The following is a 16,706-nucleotide window of genomic DNA, read 5'->3' on the forward strand; positions in this document are numbered from 1 at the left end:
GTGCCATCAAGCTACCCGCTTGCCAATGCCCCGTCATCGTACTTTGGTACCACGATGCCGTTCGCCACGAGTTGCTACGCTAGGGCCTGGGCCAACGGAGACCCCCATGCAGCAGACCCACACCTACCTCATCACCGGCGCGGCCAGCGGCATCGGCGCCGGCATTGCGGCGCAACTGGCCGAAGCCGGCCGCCATATCATCGTCAGCGATCTGAACCTGGAAGCGGCCGAAGCGGTCGCTGAGAAGATTCGCGCCGATGGCGGCTCGGCCGAGGCGGTCGTGCTGGACGTGACCTCCGATGCCAGCGTTGCCGCCGCCCTGGCGGCGATTTCGCGACCGGTCGATGTGCTGGTCAACAACGCCGGCCTGCAGCATGTCTCGCCGCTGGAAGATTTCCCCATCGAAAAATGGGATTTCCTGATCCAGGTGATGCTGGTGGGCGTGGCGCGACTGACCCGCGCGGTGCTGCCGGGCATGCGCGAACGCGGTTTCGGCCGCATCGTCAACATCGGCAGCATCCACGCACTGGTCGCCAGTCCGTACAAGAGCGCCTACGTGGCGGCCAAGCACGGCCTGGTCGGCTTTTCCAAGGTCATCGCGCTGGAAACCGCCGACACCGACATCACCATCAACACGGTCTGCCCCAGTTACGTGAAGACGCCGCTGGTGGACAAGCAGATAGCCGACCAGGCACGCACCCGCGGCATTCCCGAAGCCGAGGTGATCAACCAGATCATGCTCAAGCCCATGCCCAAGGGCGTCTTCATCGAAATCGACGAACTGGCCGGCGTCACCGCCTTCCTTTCCTCGCCCGCAGCGCGCAACATGACCGGACAGACGCTGGTGCTGGATGGCGGCTGGACGGTGCAGTGAAGCGAGAGAAGCTAGAAACGAGTGATGAGGAACGAGAAACGAGTGTATGAAGCTTAGAAATGAGTGATGGGGAGTGAGAAACGAGTGGGAGTATGCTAACGCCACTCGCATTCTCTGGCTGCCACACTCGTTTCTCACTCCTCTCCACTCGTTCCTAGCTCTTATGCCTACCCTCCTCATCGCCGATGATCATCCGCTGTTCCGCGCCGCGTTGCGGGGCGCGGCTGCGGATGCGGTGGCGCAGTTGTCGGTGCTGGAGGCCGAGTCGCTGGACGGGGTGCTGGCGGCGCTGGAATCGCACGAGGACATCGATCTGGTGCTGCTGGACCTGCATATGCCGGGCAATCACGGGTTGGCGGGGCTGGCGGCTATTCGCGCGCAATACCCGGCGGTGGCGGTGATTGTGGTTTCCGCCAACGACGATCCGCGCGTGGTGCGGCGGGCGCTGGACCACGGCGCGGCCGGCTACCTGCCCAAGAGTTCCGGCCTGGACGAGCTGCGCGAGGCCATCCGCAGCGTGCTGGCCTGCGAACAATGGCTGCCGGCCTCGCTGCGCGCGGCGGTGACGCGCGCGCAGTCCTCGCAACACGACACCGAGCTGGCCTCGCGGCTGGCCAGCCTGTCGCCGCAGCAGTTCCGCGTGCTCACGCTGGTGGCGCAAGGCCTGCTCAACAAACAGATTGCCGACCGCCTGGATGTGCAGGAACGCACCGTCAAGGCGCACCTGTCGGCCATCTTCGACCGCCTGGGCGTGCGCAACCGCACCCAGGCCAGCGTGGTGCTGCGCGAGCTTGAGCTTTCCGATCCGGCACGGCAGCTGGAAGCCGGCTGAATCTGTGTAGGAGTGGCGCTGGCATGCCACAGCGCCGGTCAGTCGCGATGGATGCACCCGAAGAGCGGTTGAAACTTGTTCGTTCGCCCATCCGAACGCGCTGCGGCGCGTTCTTCATCATGCACACCGAATGGCTACCGGGGCGCCATCGCGACTGACGTCGCTCCTACAGGAAAGGACATCGAGTCAGGCCCACATCGCGGTGTTTATGAGGTGCCCCGCACGTCAGGCCACCGGCCCCCTCATGAACGTTCGCTCGCTTGGGATAGTACCGAAAAAAAACCTGGCCATTTTTTCGCCATGGTTCTTGACACGCTTGCGGCACAAGGGCGCTTGCGGCTTATCCACATGTTTGCCGACAAAGCATCCACACCGGTTGTGGACAACTGCGGGCCCGCCCGCAATTCCGCGTTCCACGGACGTGAAACGGGCTGGCTGTTTTTTCGCCATATCGCTTGACAGGCTTGCGGCGCAAGGCGCCTACGCGGTTATCCACATCTTTGCCAGGCTTTCTTCCACATCAACTGTGGAGAACTGCGATGCGGCTGCGGCGCCACAGCCGGTCGCCGCTGATGCCGCTTCCACAGATCTGCTCCTCTGCGGAGTCGGCGGGTTTGCGAATTGAAGCCTGGGCTACGGCGCGCGATTCCAGCTGACGTTGGGCGCCATCATCGCGCCGGGCTGGCGGCAGCTCCACAGCTCGAGCGCGGCACTGCCCGCATCTTCCGGCGGCCCCAGCAACGCCGACATCGGCTGGCAGCGCCCGTCGATGCAAAGCTCGTAATCGGCGCTGTAGCCGCTGCGCGTCAGCCGCAGCGGCTGCAGCGCCGGCAGCTGCGGCCGGTAGGTCCAGTAGCCGTTCTCGAAGCGGGCATCGTCGGGAATCTCCATGCCGGCGCCGCTGCCGCGCACGCGCGCGTACTGCAGGTGCAGGCCGTCGTCGCGGACCAGGTAGTGCTCTTCCCAGCGGGTCTTCTCGACGCTGTGCCACCAGGCCAGGGTGAAGCCGCTACCGGGTACCGCCAGCGTAGCCGCGATGGCGCCGGCCAATCCCAGGCACAGCGCGCTCATCGCGCAGACGGCTCGGCTGCCGCAGCCGGGGCGGCGCGGCGGCTGCGGCGCCAATGCAACAGCACCAGCAATGCGGCCAGGCCGAAGCCCAGTTCATCGGTGATCGGCAGCGCCAGCACCAGCAGCGCGCCCGCAACCGCCATCAGCAGGCGTTCCAGCCGGGACGCCGGCAGCAGCCAGAAGCCGATGGCCGACACGCCCCACAAGCCAATCGCCAGCAGTGCTTTGCCCATGACATAAAGCGTGGCCAACACCGAATCGCCCTGCAGCATCAATTCCGGCGAGTACACCGCCATGAACGGCACCACGAATCCGGCCAGGCAGACCCGCAGCGCCCAGCCGCTGATCCTCAGGCCCGATTCCTTGGCAATCGGCGCGGCCGCGAAACACGCCAGCGCCACCGGCGGCGTCAGGTCGGCCAGGATGCCGAAATAGAACACGAACATATGCGAGACCAGCAGCGGCACGCCCAATGCCAGCAGCGCTGGCGCGGCGATCGAGCTGGTGATGATGTAATTGGGAATGCTGGGAATGCCCATGCCCAGCACCAGGCAGGTCACCATGGTCAACAACAGCGACAGCAGCAGGCTGCTCTGGCCGACCTGGATGACGAAACCGGCAAACGTACTGGCCACCCCGGTCAGCGACACCACACCGATGATCACGCCGACCAGGATGCAGGCAATGGCCACCGGCAACGCCTGCCTGGCGCCGTTGGCCAAGGCGGTCACGCTGATGCGCAGGGTCTCGCGGCCGTGTCTCTTCAGCAGCAGGCAGGCCACCGCCAGCACCGCCAGCACGATGAAGATCGGGCCGTTGCCCAACTTCAGCGCGCCCGCGGCGATCAGCCCCAGCGCGATCCAGAACGCGATCCGCAGCGGCATGCCCTTGAGATTCAGCGCAATGGCCGAACCGAGGATGACGGTCGCCGTGAGCACCAGCCCAATCGTACCGGCCAGCATCGGCGTGCGCCCGGTCATCAGCAGGCCTACCAGCACCGCCAGCGGAATCAGCAGGTACCAGCGCTGGCGGATCGCCGCCCACGGATTAGGGCACTGGTCCTTGGGCAGGCCGCGCAGATTGGCGCGGTGCGCCTCCAGTTGCACCATCCAGTAGATGCCGACGAAATACAGCACCGCCGGAATGATGGCGGCCTTGACGACTTCGATATAGGCCACGTTGATGGTCTCGGCCATGATGAAGGCGACCGCGCCCATCACCGGCGGCATCAGCTGGCTGCCCATGCTGGCCGCACTTTCCACGCCGCCGGCGAATGCCGGCGCATAGCCGAAGCGCTTCATCAGCGGAATGGTGAACTGCCCGGTGGTGACCACATTGGCCACGCCGGAGCCGGAAATGGTGCCCATGAACGCCGACGACGCCACCGCGACCTTGGCCGGCCCGCCGCGGCGGTGGCCGAACAGCCCCATCGCAAAATCGGTGAACAGCTGGATCATGCCCGACTGTTCCAGAAACGCGCCGAACAGCACGAACAGGAAGATGTAGGTCGCCGAGACATAGGTCGGCGTGCCGTACAGGCCTTCGGTGCCGAACGCCAGCTGGTTGACGATCTGGTCCAACCCGAACGGACGGTGGCCGAGCGCGCCGGGAATGTATTCGCCAAACAGCGCATACAGCAGGAAGATCAGGCAGATGATCGGAAGCCCCAGTCCCATCACCCGGCGCGCGGCTTCGAACACCAGCAGCACGGTGACCGTGCCGATCACCATATCGCCGGTGGTCAGGCTGCCGGAACGCTGGATCAGATCGGCCTCGAAGATCCACTGGTAAGCCGCCCCGGCCACGGCCAGCGCGCCCAGCGTCCAGGCTATCCAAGGATTGGGCCGGCCCTCGCCGCGGCTGGGGTAGATCAGGAAGGTCAGCAGCAACGCGAAGCCCACATGCGCCGCACGCAACACCTGCGAGGACACCAGGTGGAAACCAGCGGTCGCCACCTGGAACACCGAGAACGCCAGCGCGATATAGAACAGCACGCGCGGCCAGTCATTGGGTTCGGTACGGGCAAGAATGGGCTGCGAAGACATGGGAAGGAATTTCCGGGTCGATCAGAAGAACGTCCGGACACAGCCATCCAGGGCCGTGTTCGGACAGTACGCCATTCCCTGGCATCGATACGCTGGCAGGTTCACAGGAGCACTCGGTGCGCACAACGACTCAGGCCGGCGTTGTGCGCACCGATGCATCATTGCAGCAGGCCCTTTTCCCGGTAGTAGCGCTCGGCGCCGGGGTGCAGCGGAATCGGCAGGTCCTTCGGCGCATTCTCCAGGCTGATGGCCTGGGCCGCGGCGTGCGCGGAAACCAGCTGGTCCAGGTTCTCGAAGATGGCGCGGGTGATTTCGTACACCGTCTGCTCATCGACATCGCTGCTGGTGAACAGCAGGTTGGGGATCTTCACCGTCGCCACGTCGGCGGTCTGGCCGTCGTAGGTATTGGCCGGAATCACGCCAACCTGGTAGGCGGCATTGCCGATGGTGCCGACCACGTCTTCGGGCACCGGCACGAATGCGATGGGCAGCGTCGCAGCCAGATCGCGGTAGGCGGCCATGCCCAGGCCCGACGACTGCAGGGTGGCGTCGAGCTGGCGGTTCTTCATCAGTTCGACCGATTCGGCGTACGGCAGGAACTCCACCGTCATGTCGTCATAACTCATGCCCGCGGCCTTGAAGATGGTGCGCGCATTGACCTCGGTGCCCGACTTGGGGGCGCCGACCGAGATGCGCTTGCCTTTCAGGTCGGCAAGGCTGTGGATGCCCGAATCGGCGCGCGCGACGATCTGCACGTAGTTGGGATAGGCGTTGGCGATGGCGCGCAGCTTGGTCAGCGGCTTGTCGAAGCCGATTTCCTGGTTGCCCTTGTAGGCGTCGTCGACGGTGTCGGCCAGGCCGATGGCCACTTCGCCGCGGCCGGCTTCGATCAGGTTGGCGTTCTCGACGGTGGCCTTGGTGGCCTGCACCGAGCTGCGCACGTTCTGCATGTTCTTGTCGATGAGCTGCGATATGCCCACGCCGATCGGATAGTAGATGCCGCTGGTGCCGCCGGTGAGGACGGTAATGTTGGTGGCCTGCTGGCCGCAGGCGGCCATCGCGGCGACGGATGCCGCCAGCGCCAACACGGCCAGGCGGCGGTTCAGTGAAAGTTTCATGCGGGTGTCTCCTTGGGGCGGCGTTGCGTATCGTACCGCCGCCGGTGATGCTGCGATGGGGATCGGCCTAGAAGCTGTACTTGACGAAGGAATGCAGGCGGTACAGCTCGCCGCTCTCGCCGGTTTCTATCCTGCGCATGCCCCACAGCAGCTCGCTGCCGATGTCCAGGTTGGGCAATGGCGAATACACCAGGTTGGCGTGCGCCGAGCGCGAGGAGCGGTTGATGGCCAGGCCGGTGACATCGGTATCGTTGTCGTAGCTGGCCACCGATACATAGAGATTGCTGCGCAGCCTGGGCGTGAAGCTGTGCTTCCAGCCGAAGAAGCCGGCCAGCACGTCCAGGCTCTCGATATCGCCCTGCGCATCGAGCACGCCGTCGGGGTTGAGCGAATACCCCAGATAACGGCCGATACCGCTGCCGGCGGTGAGCATGCCGCCGATCTCGTCGCGCTCGCCCAGCTTGACCTTGCCCGACGCGCTCAGGCCGTAGCCGATTTCGTCGGTGGAACGATCGGCGGTCTGGTAGCGCAGCTGGCGCAGGATGCCGGCGACGCTGAAATGCGCATTCTTGCCCTTGAGCGTGTAGCGCGCGGTCAGATCCGGGAAATTGTTGTCGTCGCTGCTGATGCGCGCGCCGACGCCCCGGTACGGCGACAGCAGCGTTTCCGGATTTTCCGCGGTGAACACCCAGGGGCCCTTGCTGTAGCGCAACTGCACCTGGCGCACGAACACCGTGCCCTCGGTCGGGCCGAGCAGCGGGCCGGCTTCCGGCAGCACCGACACGTCCTGGAAATTGCTCCAGGTCTGCCCGGCCAGCCAGTTGTTCCAGCTGACGTAGGCATGGCGCAGGCGCGGCGTGTAGCTGTTGGTGCTGAGCTGGTTGCCGTTGATGTCGGTACCGAAATCCATCTCGATATGGCCCTTCACCTTGTCGCCGTTCTCGTTGGTGTTGTCCACCGTGAACCAGAACCGCGAGTGCTGCGCGGTGGTGTTGAAGTCGGTGCCCTCGCCGTCGCCGCCGATGGGGATGCTGGCTGGCACGTACTGGCGGCGGCCCAGACTGTTTTCGGCGATCTCGCCGTCGGGCGTTCGGGTGTAGATCGCCTCGGCGCGGATGAAGCCGCCGTAGCTGAAAGTCGTGGCTGGGTTGCCCTTGGGCACGATAGGCGCGCTCTGGATGGCCGCCTTTGCCGGCGCCGCGGCGCCCTGGGCGACGGCCTGCGCCGTGGCCGGCGTCTGCGCGTTCCTTTCGGCCTTGAGCGCGTCGAGTTCCGATTGCATGGCCTGCATCATCTGTTCGAGCTGCGCCAGTCGTGCGCGCATGGCCGCGTCGCCGTCCTGGCCCTGCTGCGCATAGGCCAGCGGCGTAATCGCCAGCGCGGCGAACAGTGCCGCGGCAAGGCGTTGCGGGCGCGGGCGGCGCAACGCCTGCGGATAATCTGGTTGCATGGTGGTTCCTCTCCCGGAATGGCGCCCGCGGCGGCGGGCACCGGGAGCCTAGGAGCCTGGCGCCACCGGGGCTATACACCCATGGGATTAGTTGACGCGTATACGCCTGATTCCCTGCCCGCGGCACGGTACAGTTGCCGGGTCCGAACCGGTTGCAGATCCATTCCCATGAGCCCTCCCGCAGTCGAGCTGCTGATCGCCGACGATCATCCCCTGTTCCGCGAGGCATTGACCCGCGCGGTGAACCGGGTGATGCCGCATGCGCGCATGCACGAGGCCGACAGCGCGGACAGCCTGATGACGCTGGTCGCCGAGCATCCGGGTGCGGAATTGCTGCTGCTGGATCTGAACATCCCCGGCGCGCAGGGATTCAGCGCCCTCGCCCACCTGCGCAAGCTGCGCCCGCAACTGCCGGTGGTGATGGTGTCGGCGAAGGAAGACCACGCCACCATCCGCCGCGCGCTGGCGCATGGCGCGGCCGGGTTCATCCCCAAATCGGCCGACCTGGCGACACTGGATCATGCCCTGGCCACGCTGCTGGCCGGCGATGAATGGACGCCGGAAGGCGATTTCGACGCGATCGACGTGGATGCCGGCGAGGTGGCGGCGGCAGCGAAACTGGCCGAATTGACGCCGCAGCAGTTCCGCGTGCTCGGGCTGATCTGCCAGGGGCTGCTGAACAAGCAGATCGCCTACGAACTGGGCCTGGCCGAAGCCACCGTCAAGGTGCATGTCGGCGCCATCCTGCGCAAGCTGGAGGTCAATACGCGCACCCAGGCGGTGATGCTGATGCACCGGCTGTCCTCCGACCCCAGTACGGAACTGGCGCTGCCCGACAGCGGACACGAGGACGATTGATCGCGGCGGGCGAAAGCAAAAGCCGTCACGCTTGTGGGAGTCGTACCGGCATGCCGGCACGACTCCCGCAAGGATCTGTCCGCTTCACGCCACGCGCGGCAACGACGCCAGGTACGCCCGCAGCATCGCCGGCTTGACCGGCTTTTGCAGCAACGGAATTGCGCGCCGCTCGCATTCGCGTTCCACCTCCTCGCCCGGATCGGCGGCCAGGATCGCCACCGGCGCCTTGCTCACCGCGGCGAAGCGGTCCAGCGCCTGCAGCGAAGTCTCGCCATCGTCGAGCTGGTAGTCGGCAAGGATGGCGTCGATCGGTTGGCGGCGCAGGATCGATTCGGCCGCCGCGATGGAATCGGCCAGATGCACCTGCACACCCCAGCGCGACAGCAACGCCCGCATGCCGGCCAGGATTTCGATTTCGTTGTCCAGGCACAGCACGCGCAGGCCGGCCAGCCTTCCCCGCGCCGGCGGCGCCGGGCCGTCGGAAGGCGGCGGGGCCGCGACCGGCGCCAGCGGGATGCGCAATGTAAACGTGCTGCCGCGTCCGGGCACGCTGCGCAGCGCCAGCGGGTGCGACAGCAGTTGCGCGATGCGCATGCAGATGTTCAATCCCAGTCCCATGCCCTTCTCGCCCCACGGACTGGCCAGGCCGGTGCGGCTGAACTCATCGAACACCTTGCTCTGCAATTCCGGCGCGATGCCGGGGCCGGTATCGCATACCAGCAACTGCAGGGCGCCGCCGCGCCGCCGCACGCCGACCAGCACGCCGCCCGCGGCGGTGTAACGCAGGGCGTTGCCGATCAGGTTCTGGACGATGCGCCGCAGCAGCTTGCGGTCGCTGACCACGCTCAATCCTGCCGGCGCGTGCAGGCGGAACTGCAACTGGCGACGTGCGGCCAGCGGTTCGAACTGCGCGCGCAGATCGTCCAGCAACGGTTGCAGCGCGAACGCGCGGATGTCCGGCTGCAGCACGCCCGACTCCAGCCGCGACAGGCCCAGCAGGCCATCCAGCAGTTCCTCGGCCGCACGCAGCGAGGCATCCACGCGCTCGGCCAGCTCGGCCGCGCCGGCGTCGAGCTGCGGATGATCGCGCAATGCCGAGACGAACAGGCGCGCCGCGTTCATCGGCTGCAGCAGGTCGTGGCTGGCCGCAGCCAGGAAGCGGTTCTTGGAGACGTTGGCCACCTCCGCTTCCTGCTTGGCCTGTCGCTGCGCCTGCAGCGCCTGTTCGAGCTCGGCGGTGCGCTCGGCCACGCGCTGTTCCAGGTTGCCGGTCAGTTCGCGCAGTTCGCTTTCCACGCGCTTGTAGTCGGTCACGTCGGTGAAGGTGGTGACAAAGCCGCCGCCCTGCATCGGCATGCCGCGCGATTCCAGCACCTGGCCGTTGCGGCGCATGCGCTGGGCGCGGTAGGCGGAGCCGCTTTGCAGAAAGGCCACGCGCTTGCGCACCTGTTCTTCCACCTGTTCCGGCGTCAGTTCGCCCAGTTCGCCGCGGCCGACGTTGTAGCGGATCAGATCCACGACCGGCCGGCCGACATAGAGCATGCCGGGCGGATAGTCGAACAGTTCCTGGTAGCGGCCGTTCCAGGCCACCAGCCGGCCTTCCGCGTCGACCACGCTGATGCCGTGGCTGACGTTTTCCATCATCGCTTCCAGCAGGTGCCGGTTGGCGCGCAACTCCTGCCCGGTCACGTCCAGCAGCCCCACCACCTGCTCGATCTGCACGCCGGTGCGGTGCAACGCGCTGGTCAGCACGATGCGCGCGGTACGCGCACCGACCGCACCGGCCAGCGTACGCTCCACATGCTGCAGCAACCCGCGGTCGGCCACGCCTCTGGCCGGCAACGCCTGCCCCACCCGCTGCCGGTATTCGTCCAACGCCCGCCGTGCCGCCTCGGCACCGACGATGCGCGTCAGCAGCGCATCCAGATCGACCACCTGCACCGCCGCCGGCAGCGCCTCGGCCGGCGGCGGCGCGCTGTTCCAGCGATCGCGCAGCAGGAAGGCATCGGCCCACAACCGCTCATGCAACGACGGCGGCCGCAGCCGCGAAAACGCCAGGAACAACGCCATGTTGGCCGACAACGACCACAGCAGGCCATGCGTGATCGGGTCCAGCCAGCCGATGCCCAGCAGCGCCTGCGGACGCAGCAGGGCGATGCCCCAAGGTCCCTGCTGCAACCACAACTGTCCGGCGGGTTCGCCCGCCACGATGCTGGGAACGAACAGGCAGTACGCCCACAGCGCCATGCCCGCCACCAGCCCGGCGGCGGCGCCAACCCGGCTGGCACGCGGCCACAACAGGCCGCCCAGCAACGCCGGCGCGATCTGCACGACCGCCACCATCGAAATCAGTCCCAGCGTGGCCAGGCTGACCTGCGAGGCCTGGCTGCGCGAATAGCCGTACGCGGCCAGCGCCAGACACAGGATGGTCGCGCGCCGGATCCACAGCACGATCCGGCTCAGATCCTCGCGCCGCTCCAGTCCCAATGCACGGATGCGGGTCAGCAACGGCATCACCAGCTCGTTGCTGACCATGGTGGCGGTGGCCACGCTGACCACGATCACCATGCCGCTGGCTGCCGCCAGCCCGCCGATGAACGCCACCAGCATCATCGCCTGTCCGCCCTCCACCTGGGTCAGCCATAGCACCAGCGCATCGGTCGGCAACGCGGTCGGCCGCGCCACCCGCGTGGCGGCAATCGCGATCGGCAACACCAGCAACGCGAACGCGCCCAGATACGCCACCATGGCCCAACGCCCCCAGCGCAGATCGCGCGCATCGGCGCATTCGACCACGCCGACCTGGAACTGCCGCGGCAGGCAGAAGAATCCCAGCGCCGCCAGCAGCCCCTGCAGCCAGAATTCCGGCGCCAGCCACTGCGTCTTCGCCAACGGCAGCGACTGCGCGGCCCATTCCATCCGCCCCAGCGACGGCAGCACCTGCCAGGCCAGCCAGGCTACCGCAGCAAAGGCCAGCAGCTTGACCAGCGATTCCAGCGCCACCGCCAGCATCAGGCCTGGGTGGTGCTCGGTGGCGTCGACCTTGCGCGTGCCGAACAGCACTGCAAACAGCGCCAGCACCGCGGCGGCATACAACGACGTGTCGCTGGCCCATACCGGCAGATCGTCCGGCGGCGGGCCCAGCAGCGCCCGTACGCTGAAGGCCAGCGCCTTGTACTGCAGCGCCACGTACGGGAGCATCGCCACCAGCGCCGCGCAGGTGACCAGCATCGCCAGCCAGGCGCTCTTGCCGAAGCGCGAACCGATGAAGTCGGCGATGGAGGTGATGTTGTGCACGCGCGCCAGCCGCAGCAGCCGTGCATACAGACCATGCCCGAACAGCAGCAGCAACATCGGGCCGATGTAGATGGTCAGGTAGTACCAGCCGCTGGTGACGGCGGTTCCGACGGCGGCATAGAACGTCCAGGCCGTGCAGTACACGCCCAGCGCCAGGCTGTACACCAGTGGCCGCAGCCAGGCGCGATCCGGGTACAGCGAGCGGCGGTCGCCGTAGTAGGCGACTCCGAACAACAATCCCAGGTATGCCAGCGACACCAGCAACAGCAGCCATTGCGGCAACAGCATCGACACGGTCCTCAATCGGCGTCGGCCGCTATGCTAGAGCGTGTTATGGACTTTGGGGTGAGTGCGAAGGCCGCTGTCGCGGTGGCAGGCAAGGCGCACGCCGCCGGTCAGGCTGGTGGCCTGGCCAAGGCGTGCAACGCCGCATGGCGCCGCGACAGCGGCCTTCCCGGAGGGTTGCCCGCCAGCATCGCCGCAGCCGCGTTGCCCGGCTGGCCTTGGGCACCACCCAAGGACGGCACCGGACGCCTTGCTGCGACGGCGCTGGCGAGCAACGCATCTCATCCCAAAGTTCATAACACGCTCTAGAGCGTGCTGGCGCTGTCGGGATAGGCCGCGCCAAACCGGCCAGATACCCTGAACGGGAATCTCGCAGATACGCGATGCCCTCGCGCTTCCTGGGTTCTTCTTCGATTTGCGGGGATAGCGGCATCGAGATGAGTCGCCACCCGCCGAGGCGGGAGTGGATCAGCCCTCATATTGGCTGTCCTGCCTCATGCGGGCCGCAGGCCGTGCATGGCCTACTCTCCCCCCACCCGGCCGGTCATCGCCTTTTGGCGAGCATGAGATGAGTAGATCTCATCCTTGTAGGAGCGACGTGAGTCGCGATTCGGCTTTACCGGTAGCGCTTCATCGCGACTGACGTCGCTCCTACAGAAAACGCAGCTTCGGATGTTTTTTCGCAACCGTTGGCAAGCTGTGAAGCCAGCGACCACGCTACTGCGATGTCATGGACCGGTTGTTCCATCTGCTGCTGTGCGGCCTTCCGCATGCCGCCGGCTGACCGCTCACACCCGCGAATAGCGCCAGGACACCATGCGTCCGTCGCGGTACGGCATCACGCCGTGGAAAGCGCGCGCATCGTCGTCGAACACCAGCGGCAGGAAATGGCGGTCGCCGTCCCATAACGGCAGATCCATGATGTTTTCCACCGGCACCCATTCCAGCGTGCCCTCGGGATTGCTGGTGTACGGCGTACCGGAATAGTCGGTGATGACGAAGATGAAACCCAGCCAATCCTCGCCGTGCTTGCCGAAGCCCGGCCAGCTGATGGTGCCGCGCAGGCTCAACTCATTGCAGTCGATGCCGGCCTCCTCGTGGATCTCGCGGCGCATGCCGGCCACCACGTCTTCGTCCGGTTCCAGCTTGCCACCCAGTCCGTTGTATTTGCCCAGATGCAGATCCTCCTGACGCGCATTCCGGTGGACCAGCAGGACCTGGGAACGATCCGGCGACAACACATAACCCAGGGTAGCGACGATGGGGGTGTAAGGCATCAGCTTTGTCTTTGGCGAATCCGCGGGCGATTCTACGCGAGCCGGTATCCCTGTAGGAGCGATGTGAGTCGCGATGGCGCCCCGATAACTGCCCGGTGTGCGCGATGAAGAACGCGCCGCAGCGCGTCCGGCAGACAAACGAACAGGCTGTTGTCGATTCCGGCCGTCTATCGCCATCGCGACTCACGTCGCTCCTACAACGTCGCTCCACAAGGAAATTGTCGACGCTTACGACACCACCAGCCGCGCTGCCAGCAAACGATCCATGACCGACTTCAGCGCCAGCGGCCGCACCGGCTTGGGCAGCAGCGGGAGCTCGGCTTCATGTACCGCGCGCCGCACCGCTTCGGTCTGGTCGGCGGTCAGGATCAGGCATGGCCGTGCGCCGAAACGCTGCGACAGCCGCTGCATCAGCTGCACGCCGGTGTCGCCATCATCCAGGTGGTAGTCGAACAGCCACAGATCGGCAGGCTGTTGCGCCAGCACCGCTTCCGCCTGCGCCTGATCGGCCGCGGTCGACACCCGGCAGCCCCAGCCTTCCAGTACCTGCGTCAAGGCCGACAGCGCCAACGGATCGTTGTCCACCGCCAGCACCCGCTTTCCAGCCAGCCCCGACTTGCCGCCGCCGGCCGATACGCTGCGTTCCGGGGCCGCGGCGCGCGGCAAGGTCACCGCGAACACCGTTCCCCGCCCCACTGCGCTGCGCAGGGTCAGCGGTGCATGCAGCAGCCGTGCGATACGGTCGGCGATCGACAGGCCCAGTCCCAGGCCCTGCCCGCTGGCGTCTTCGCCACGGCGAAATTCCTCGAAGATGACGGACTGCTCGGCGACCGGAATGCCTGGGCCGGTATCGCGCACTTCAATCCGCAGCCGCCCCGGTCCGGCGCGGCGCACGCCTATCGCCACGCGTCCGGCGCCGGTGTAGCGCACCGCGTTGGCCAGGAAATTCTGCAGCACGCGCCGCAGCAGTTGCGGATCCGAATGCACCCAGGCGCGCGTGGGCAGGTAGTCGAAGCCCAGGCCGCGTTCGCTGGCCAGCGCGCGGAATTCCGAAGCCAGCGGCTCCAGCACTTCGGCCAGCGGGAAATCGCGCGGCTCCGGCACCAGCCCGCCGGCTTCCAGCCGCGACATGTCCAGCAGGCCGGTCAGCAGGTCGGTGGTGGAATCCAGCGCGCCGCGGATCTGTTCGGCCGATTCGCGCTGGCGCCGGTCCGGCAGTTGCTGCACCAGCGCATCGGTGAACAGGTGCGCCGCGTGCAGCGGCTGCAACAGGTCGTGGCCGATGGCGGTGAGGAATCTGCTCTTGGCGTCGTTGGCGTGTTCGGCCTCGCGCTTGGCCGTTTCCAGCCGCGCGGTGCGGTCGGCCACGCGCTGTTCCAGGGTCTCGTTGGCCTGCTTCAGATCGCGCTCGGCATGGCGCGAGGCGGTGACGTCGGTATAGGTGGCGACAAAACCGCCGCCGGGCATCGGATTGCCGCGGATCTCGACGATGCTGCCGTCGGGGAATACCCGTTCGGTCAGATGCGCGGTGCCGGCGCGCATGAACGCCAGCCGCCGTTCCAGGGCACGTTCGTCGTGGCCACGGTGCGGCATGCGTTGCAACGCCCAGCGGGTCAGATCGGCGATCGGACGGCCAACCTGCAAATAGTCGTCGGGGAAGCCGAACAGCTCGGCGTAGCGCCGGTTCCACGCCACCAGCCGCTGTTCGCGGTCGACCACGCTGATGCCCTGGCTCATGTTCTGCAGCGCCGCTTCCAGCACCTGCTGGTTGAAGCGCAGCGCCTGGGTCGCCTCGCCGACCAGTTCGGCCACGGTATCCAGCGGCGCGCGTTCGCCGCGCCAGGCCGCATCGATCAGCAGCCGCGCGCTGGAAACACCAACCACCGCGGCCAGTTCGCGTTCGACCGCCGCCACCGTTGCCTCGTCGGCGGTGGCGTCTTGGCCGCATTGTTCGGCCAGCTTGCCCACATAGTCCTTGGGCAGGAAGCGCCGCGCCACGTTTTCCAGCGCGGCCAGCGCAATGCCGCCGCGCGCCGCATCCGGCTTGAGCGGCGTGAACCGCGCCACCATGAAGATGGTGGCGATATTGACCAGCAGGCTGACCAGCACGCCGCGGGCGACCGGATGCAGCTCGCCCAGCCCCAGGAATCCCTCCGGCGTCAGCCAGCGCCAGCCCGCGCCGGGGTCGAACTGCGGCACCAGCCCGGCCTGCATCGCGGTGGGCACCAGCATCAGCCACAGCCATACCAGCGAACCCAGCAACAGCCCGGCCAGCAACGCGCCGGATGGCAGCCGCGGCCGGTACACCGCCAGCACCACCGCCGGCGCCAGTTGCGCCAGCGCGGAAAACGACAGGATGCCGAAATCGCCCAGCGCCTTCACTCCGGACATCGCCTGGCTGTACAGCCAGGCCAGCACGAACACCAGGCCGATGCCGATGCGGCGATTGGCCAGCACCCATGGCCGCAGGTCGGAACCGGAACTGGCGCGCGCGGCATCGCGGACGAAATGCGGGCTGATCCAGTGGTTGGCCAGCATGATCGACAACGTCAGCGCCGACAGGATCGCCATGCCGGTGGCTGCGCTCATGCCGCCGAGGAACGTCAGCAGTGCCAGCCCTTTCTGCCCGGCCGCCAACGGCAGCGCCAGCACGTACAGGTCCGGCGAAACCCGGTCGCCGATATCGAGCTGGCCGGCCCATGCAATCGGCAGCACCGGCAATGCGATGGCCAGCAGGTACAGCGGAAACAGCCAGCGCGCCACGCGCAGATCGCCGCTGTTGCGCAGTTCGACAATGCCGACATGGAACTGGTGCGGCAGCGTGAACATGGCAATCGCACCGAGCCCCATCAGCGCATAGAAGCTGCCGTCATAGACGCCGGCCGGCAGCGACTGCGCCCGCTGCGCCAGGTCCGCATAGCCGGCATGGCTGCCCCATACCACGAACGCGCCCACCGCCAGCAACGCGGCCAGCTTGAGCAGCGACTCGAATCCCAGCGCCAGCACGATGCCGCGGTTGTGTTCGGTCGCCGATGCGCGGCGGGTGCCGAACAACATGGTGAAGGCCGCCATCACCAGCGCGATCCATAGCGACGCGTCCAGATAGGCCGGCTGCACATTCGGATCGCCGCCAATCAGCAGGGTGAAACTCAGCGCCACCGCTTTCAGCTGCAGGGCGATGTACGGCACCATGCCCAGCAGCGCCACCGCGGTGATCGCAATGCCCAGGCGGCGGTCCTTGCCGAAGCGCGAGGTCACCAGGTCGGCCAACGAAGCGCTGTTGTGCTCGTGGGTCAGCCGGCCCAGGCGCTGCAGAAAGCCGATGCCGAACACCAGCAGCAACACGATGCCCAGGTAGGTCGGCGGCGACGGAAACTGCCAGCGCACCGCCTGCGCGACCGCGCCGTAGTAGGTCCAGGCCGTGCAATGCACCGCCAACGACAACGTATACACCAGCGGCCAGATGCGCCCCAGCCGCGAGGTGTTGCGCTCGCCCCACAAGGCCACGCCAAAAAGCACCGCGGCCCAGGCCAGACTGGCGATGATGACGGTCAGCGGGCTGAGCATGGGCGGAGTCTAAACGCTGGCGTTCACCACTG

10 protein-coding genes are annotated in these 16,706 nt (G+C 66.8%); 3 read left to right on the top strand and 7 right to left on the bottom strand.

Annotated elements, in window-relative coordinates:
* The first annotated feature begins 106 nt into the window (after window positions 1-106).
* Together CRO39_RS13110 and CRO39_RS13115 are read left to right on the top strand one after the other, a co-directional pair.
* Window positions 107-874, top strand: coding sequence for a 3-hydroxybutyrate dehydrogenase (locus CRO39_RS13110; protein ID WP_097122401.1), 768 nt, complete (start codon window positions 107-109; stop codon window positions 872-874).
* 163 nt (window positions 875-1,037) lie between these two features.
* Window positions 1,038-1,706: a response regulator gene (locus tag CRO39_RS13115; protein WP_097122402.1), complete on the top strand. Its 669-nt coding sequence runs from the start codon at window positions 1,038-1,040 to the stop codon at window positions 1,704-1,706.
* A gap of 633 nt (window positions 1,707-2,339) precedes the next feature.
* Here the strand turns inward: CRO39_RS13115 and CRO39_RS13120 are convergent.
* The 4 genes from CRO39_RS13120 to CRO39_RS13135 form a co-directional block, all read right to left on the bottom strand.
* Window positions 2,340-2,777, bottom strand: coding sequence for a DUF1850 domain-containing protein (locus CRO39_RS13120; RefSeq protein ID WP_097122582.1), 438 nt, complete (start codon window positions 2,775-2,777; stop codon window positions 2,340-2,342).
* Window positions 2,774-4,822: a TRAP transporter permease gene (locus CRO39_RS13125; RefSeq protein WP_097122403.1), complete on the bottom strand. Its 2,049-nt coding sequence runs from the start codon at window positions 4,820-4,822 to the stop codon at window positions 2,774-2,776. Before CRO39_RS13125 ends, CRO39_RS13120 begins: the two co-directional genes overlap by 4 nt.
* Window positions 4,823-4,980: 158 nt before the next feature.
* A complete protein-coding gene (locus CRO39_RS13130; protein ID WP_097122404.1) occupies window positions 4,981-5,940 on the bottom strand; it encodes a TAXI family TRAP transporter solute-binding subunit in 960 nt (319 codons plus the stop codon).
* Between the two features lie 67 nt (window positions 5,941-6,007).
* The gene (locus CRO39_RS13135; RefSeq protein WP_097122405.1) at window positions 6,008-7,390 is read right to left on the bottom strand and encodes a DcaP family trimeric outer membrane transporter; all 1,383 of its coding nucleotides are present in this window, start codon (window positions 7,388-7,390) and stop codon (window positions 6,008-6,010) included.
* Between the two features lie 168 nt (window positions 7,391-7,558).
* On the opposite strand from CRO39_RS13135, the gene CRO39_RS13140 reads away from it, so the two are divergent.
* Complete coding sequence (locus tag CRO39_RS13140) at window positions 7,559-8,248, top strand: response regulator transcription factor (RefSeq protein WP_097122406.1); 690 nt, start codon at window positions 7,559-7,561, stop codon at window positions 8,246-8,248.
* A gap of 84 nt (window positions 8,249-8,332) precedes the next feature.
* Here the strand turns inward: CRO39_RS13140 and CRO39_RS13145 are convergent, their stop codons facing one another.
* The 3 genes from CRO39_RS13145 to CRO39_RS13155 all read right to left on the bottom strand — a co-directional run bounded on the left by CRO39_RS13145 (window position 8,333) and on the right by CRO39_RS13155 (window position 16,674).
* Window positions 8,333-11,833: a PAS domain-containing hybrid sensor histidine kinase/response regulator gene (locus tag CRO39_RS13145; protein ID WP_162125719.1), complete on the bottom strand. Its 3,501-nt coding sequence runs from the start codon at window positions 11,831-11,833 to the stop codon at window positions 8,333-8,335.
* Between the two features lie 785 nt (window positions 11,834-12,618).
* A complete protein-coding gene (locus CRO39_RS13150) occupies window positions 12,619-13,107 on the bottom strand; it encodes an NUDIX hydrolase (protein ID WP_097122407.1) in 489 nt (162 codons plus the stop codon).
* A 228-nt stretch (window positions 13,108-13,335) separates the two neighbouring features.
* Window positions 13,336-16,674 (bottom strand): hybrid sensor histidine kinase/response regulator, encoded by a 3,339-nt coding sequence (locus tag CRO39_RS13155; protein WP_097122408.1) that lies wholly within the window; start codon window positions 16,672-16,674, stop codon window positions 13,336-13,338.
* Window positions 16,675-16,706: the final 32 nt, after the last annotated feature.

Origin of the sequence: Pseudoxanthomonas wuyuanensis (assembly GCF_900215535.1) — a bacterium.
Taxonomy (GTDB): domain Bacteria; phylum Pseudomonadota; class Gammaproteobacteria; order Xanthomonadales; family Xanthomonadaceae; genus Pseudoxanthomonas_A; species Pseudoxanthomonas_A wuyuanensis.

Bases quoted from the DNA above. Each gene is read 5' to 3' on its own strand.
- CRO39_RS13125 (WP_097122403.1), bottom strand. From the start codon at position 4,822: ATGTCTTCGCAGCCCATTCTTGCCCGTACCGAACCCAATGACTGGCCG.
- CRO39_RS13115 (WP_097122402.1), top strand. From the start codon at position 1,038: ATGCCTACCCTCCTCATCGCCGATGATCATCCGCTGTTCCGCGCCGCG.
- CRO39_RS13120 (WP_097122582.1), bottom strand. From the start codon at position 2,777: ATGAGCGCGCTGTGCCTGGGATTGGCCGGCGCCATCGCGGCTACGCTG.
- CRO39_RS13135 (WP_097122405.1), bottom strand. From the start codon at position 7,390: ATGCAACCAGATTATCCGCAGGCGTTGCGCCGCCCGCGCCCGCAACGC.
- CRO39_RS13155 (WP_097122408.1), bottom strand. From the start codon at position 16,674: ATGCTCAGCCCGCTGACCGTCATCATCGCCAGTCTGGCCTGGGCCGCG.
- CRO39_RS13150 (WP_097122407.1), bottom strand. From the start codon at position 13,107: ATGCCTTACACCCCCATCGTCGCTACCCTGGGTTATGTGTTGTCGCCG.
- CRO39_RS13145 (WP_162125719.1), bottom strand. From the start codon at position 11,833: ATGCTGTTGCCGCAATGGCTGCTGTTGCTGGTGTCGCTGGCATACCTG.
- CRO39_RS13110 (WP_097122401.1), top strand. From the start codon at position 107: ATGCAGCAGACCCACACCTACCTCATCACCGGCGCGGCCAGCGGCATC.
- CRO39_RS13130 (WP_097122404.1), bottom strand. From the start codon at position 5,940: ATGAAACTTTCACTGAACCGCCGCCTGGCCGTGTTGGCGCTGGCGGCA.
- CRO39_RS13140 (WP_097122406.1), top strand. From the start codon at position 7,559: ATGAGCCCTCCCGCAGTCGAGCTGCTGATCGCCGACGATCATCCCCTG.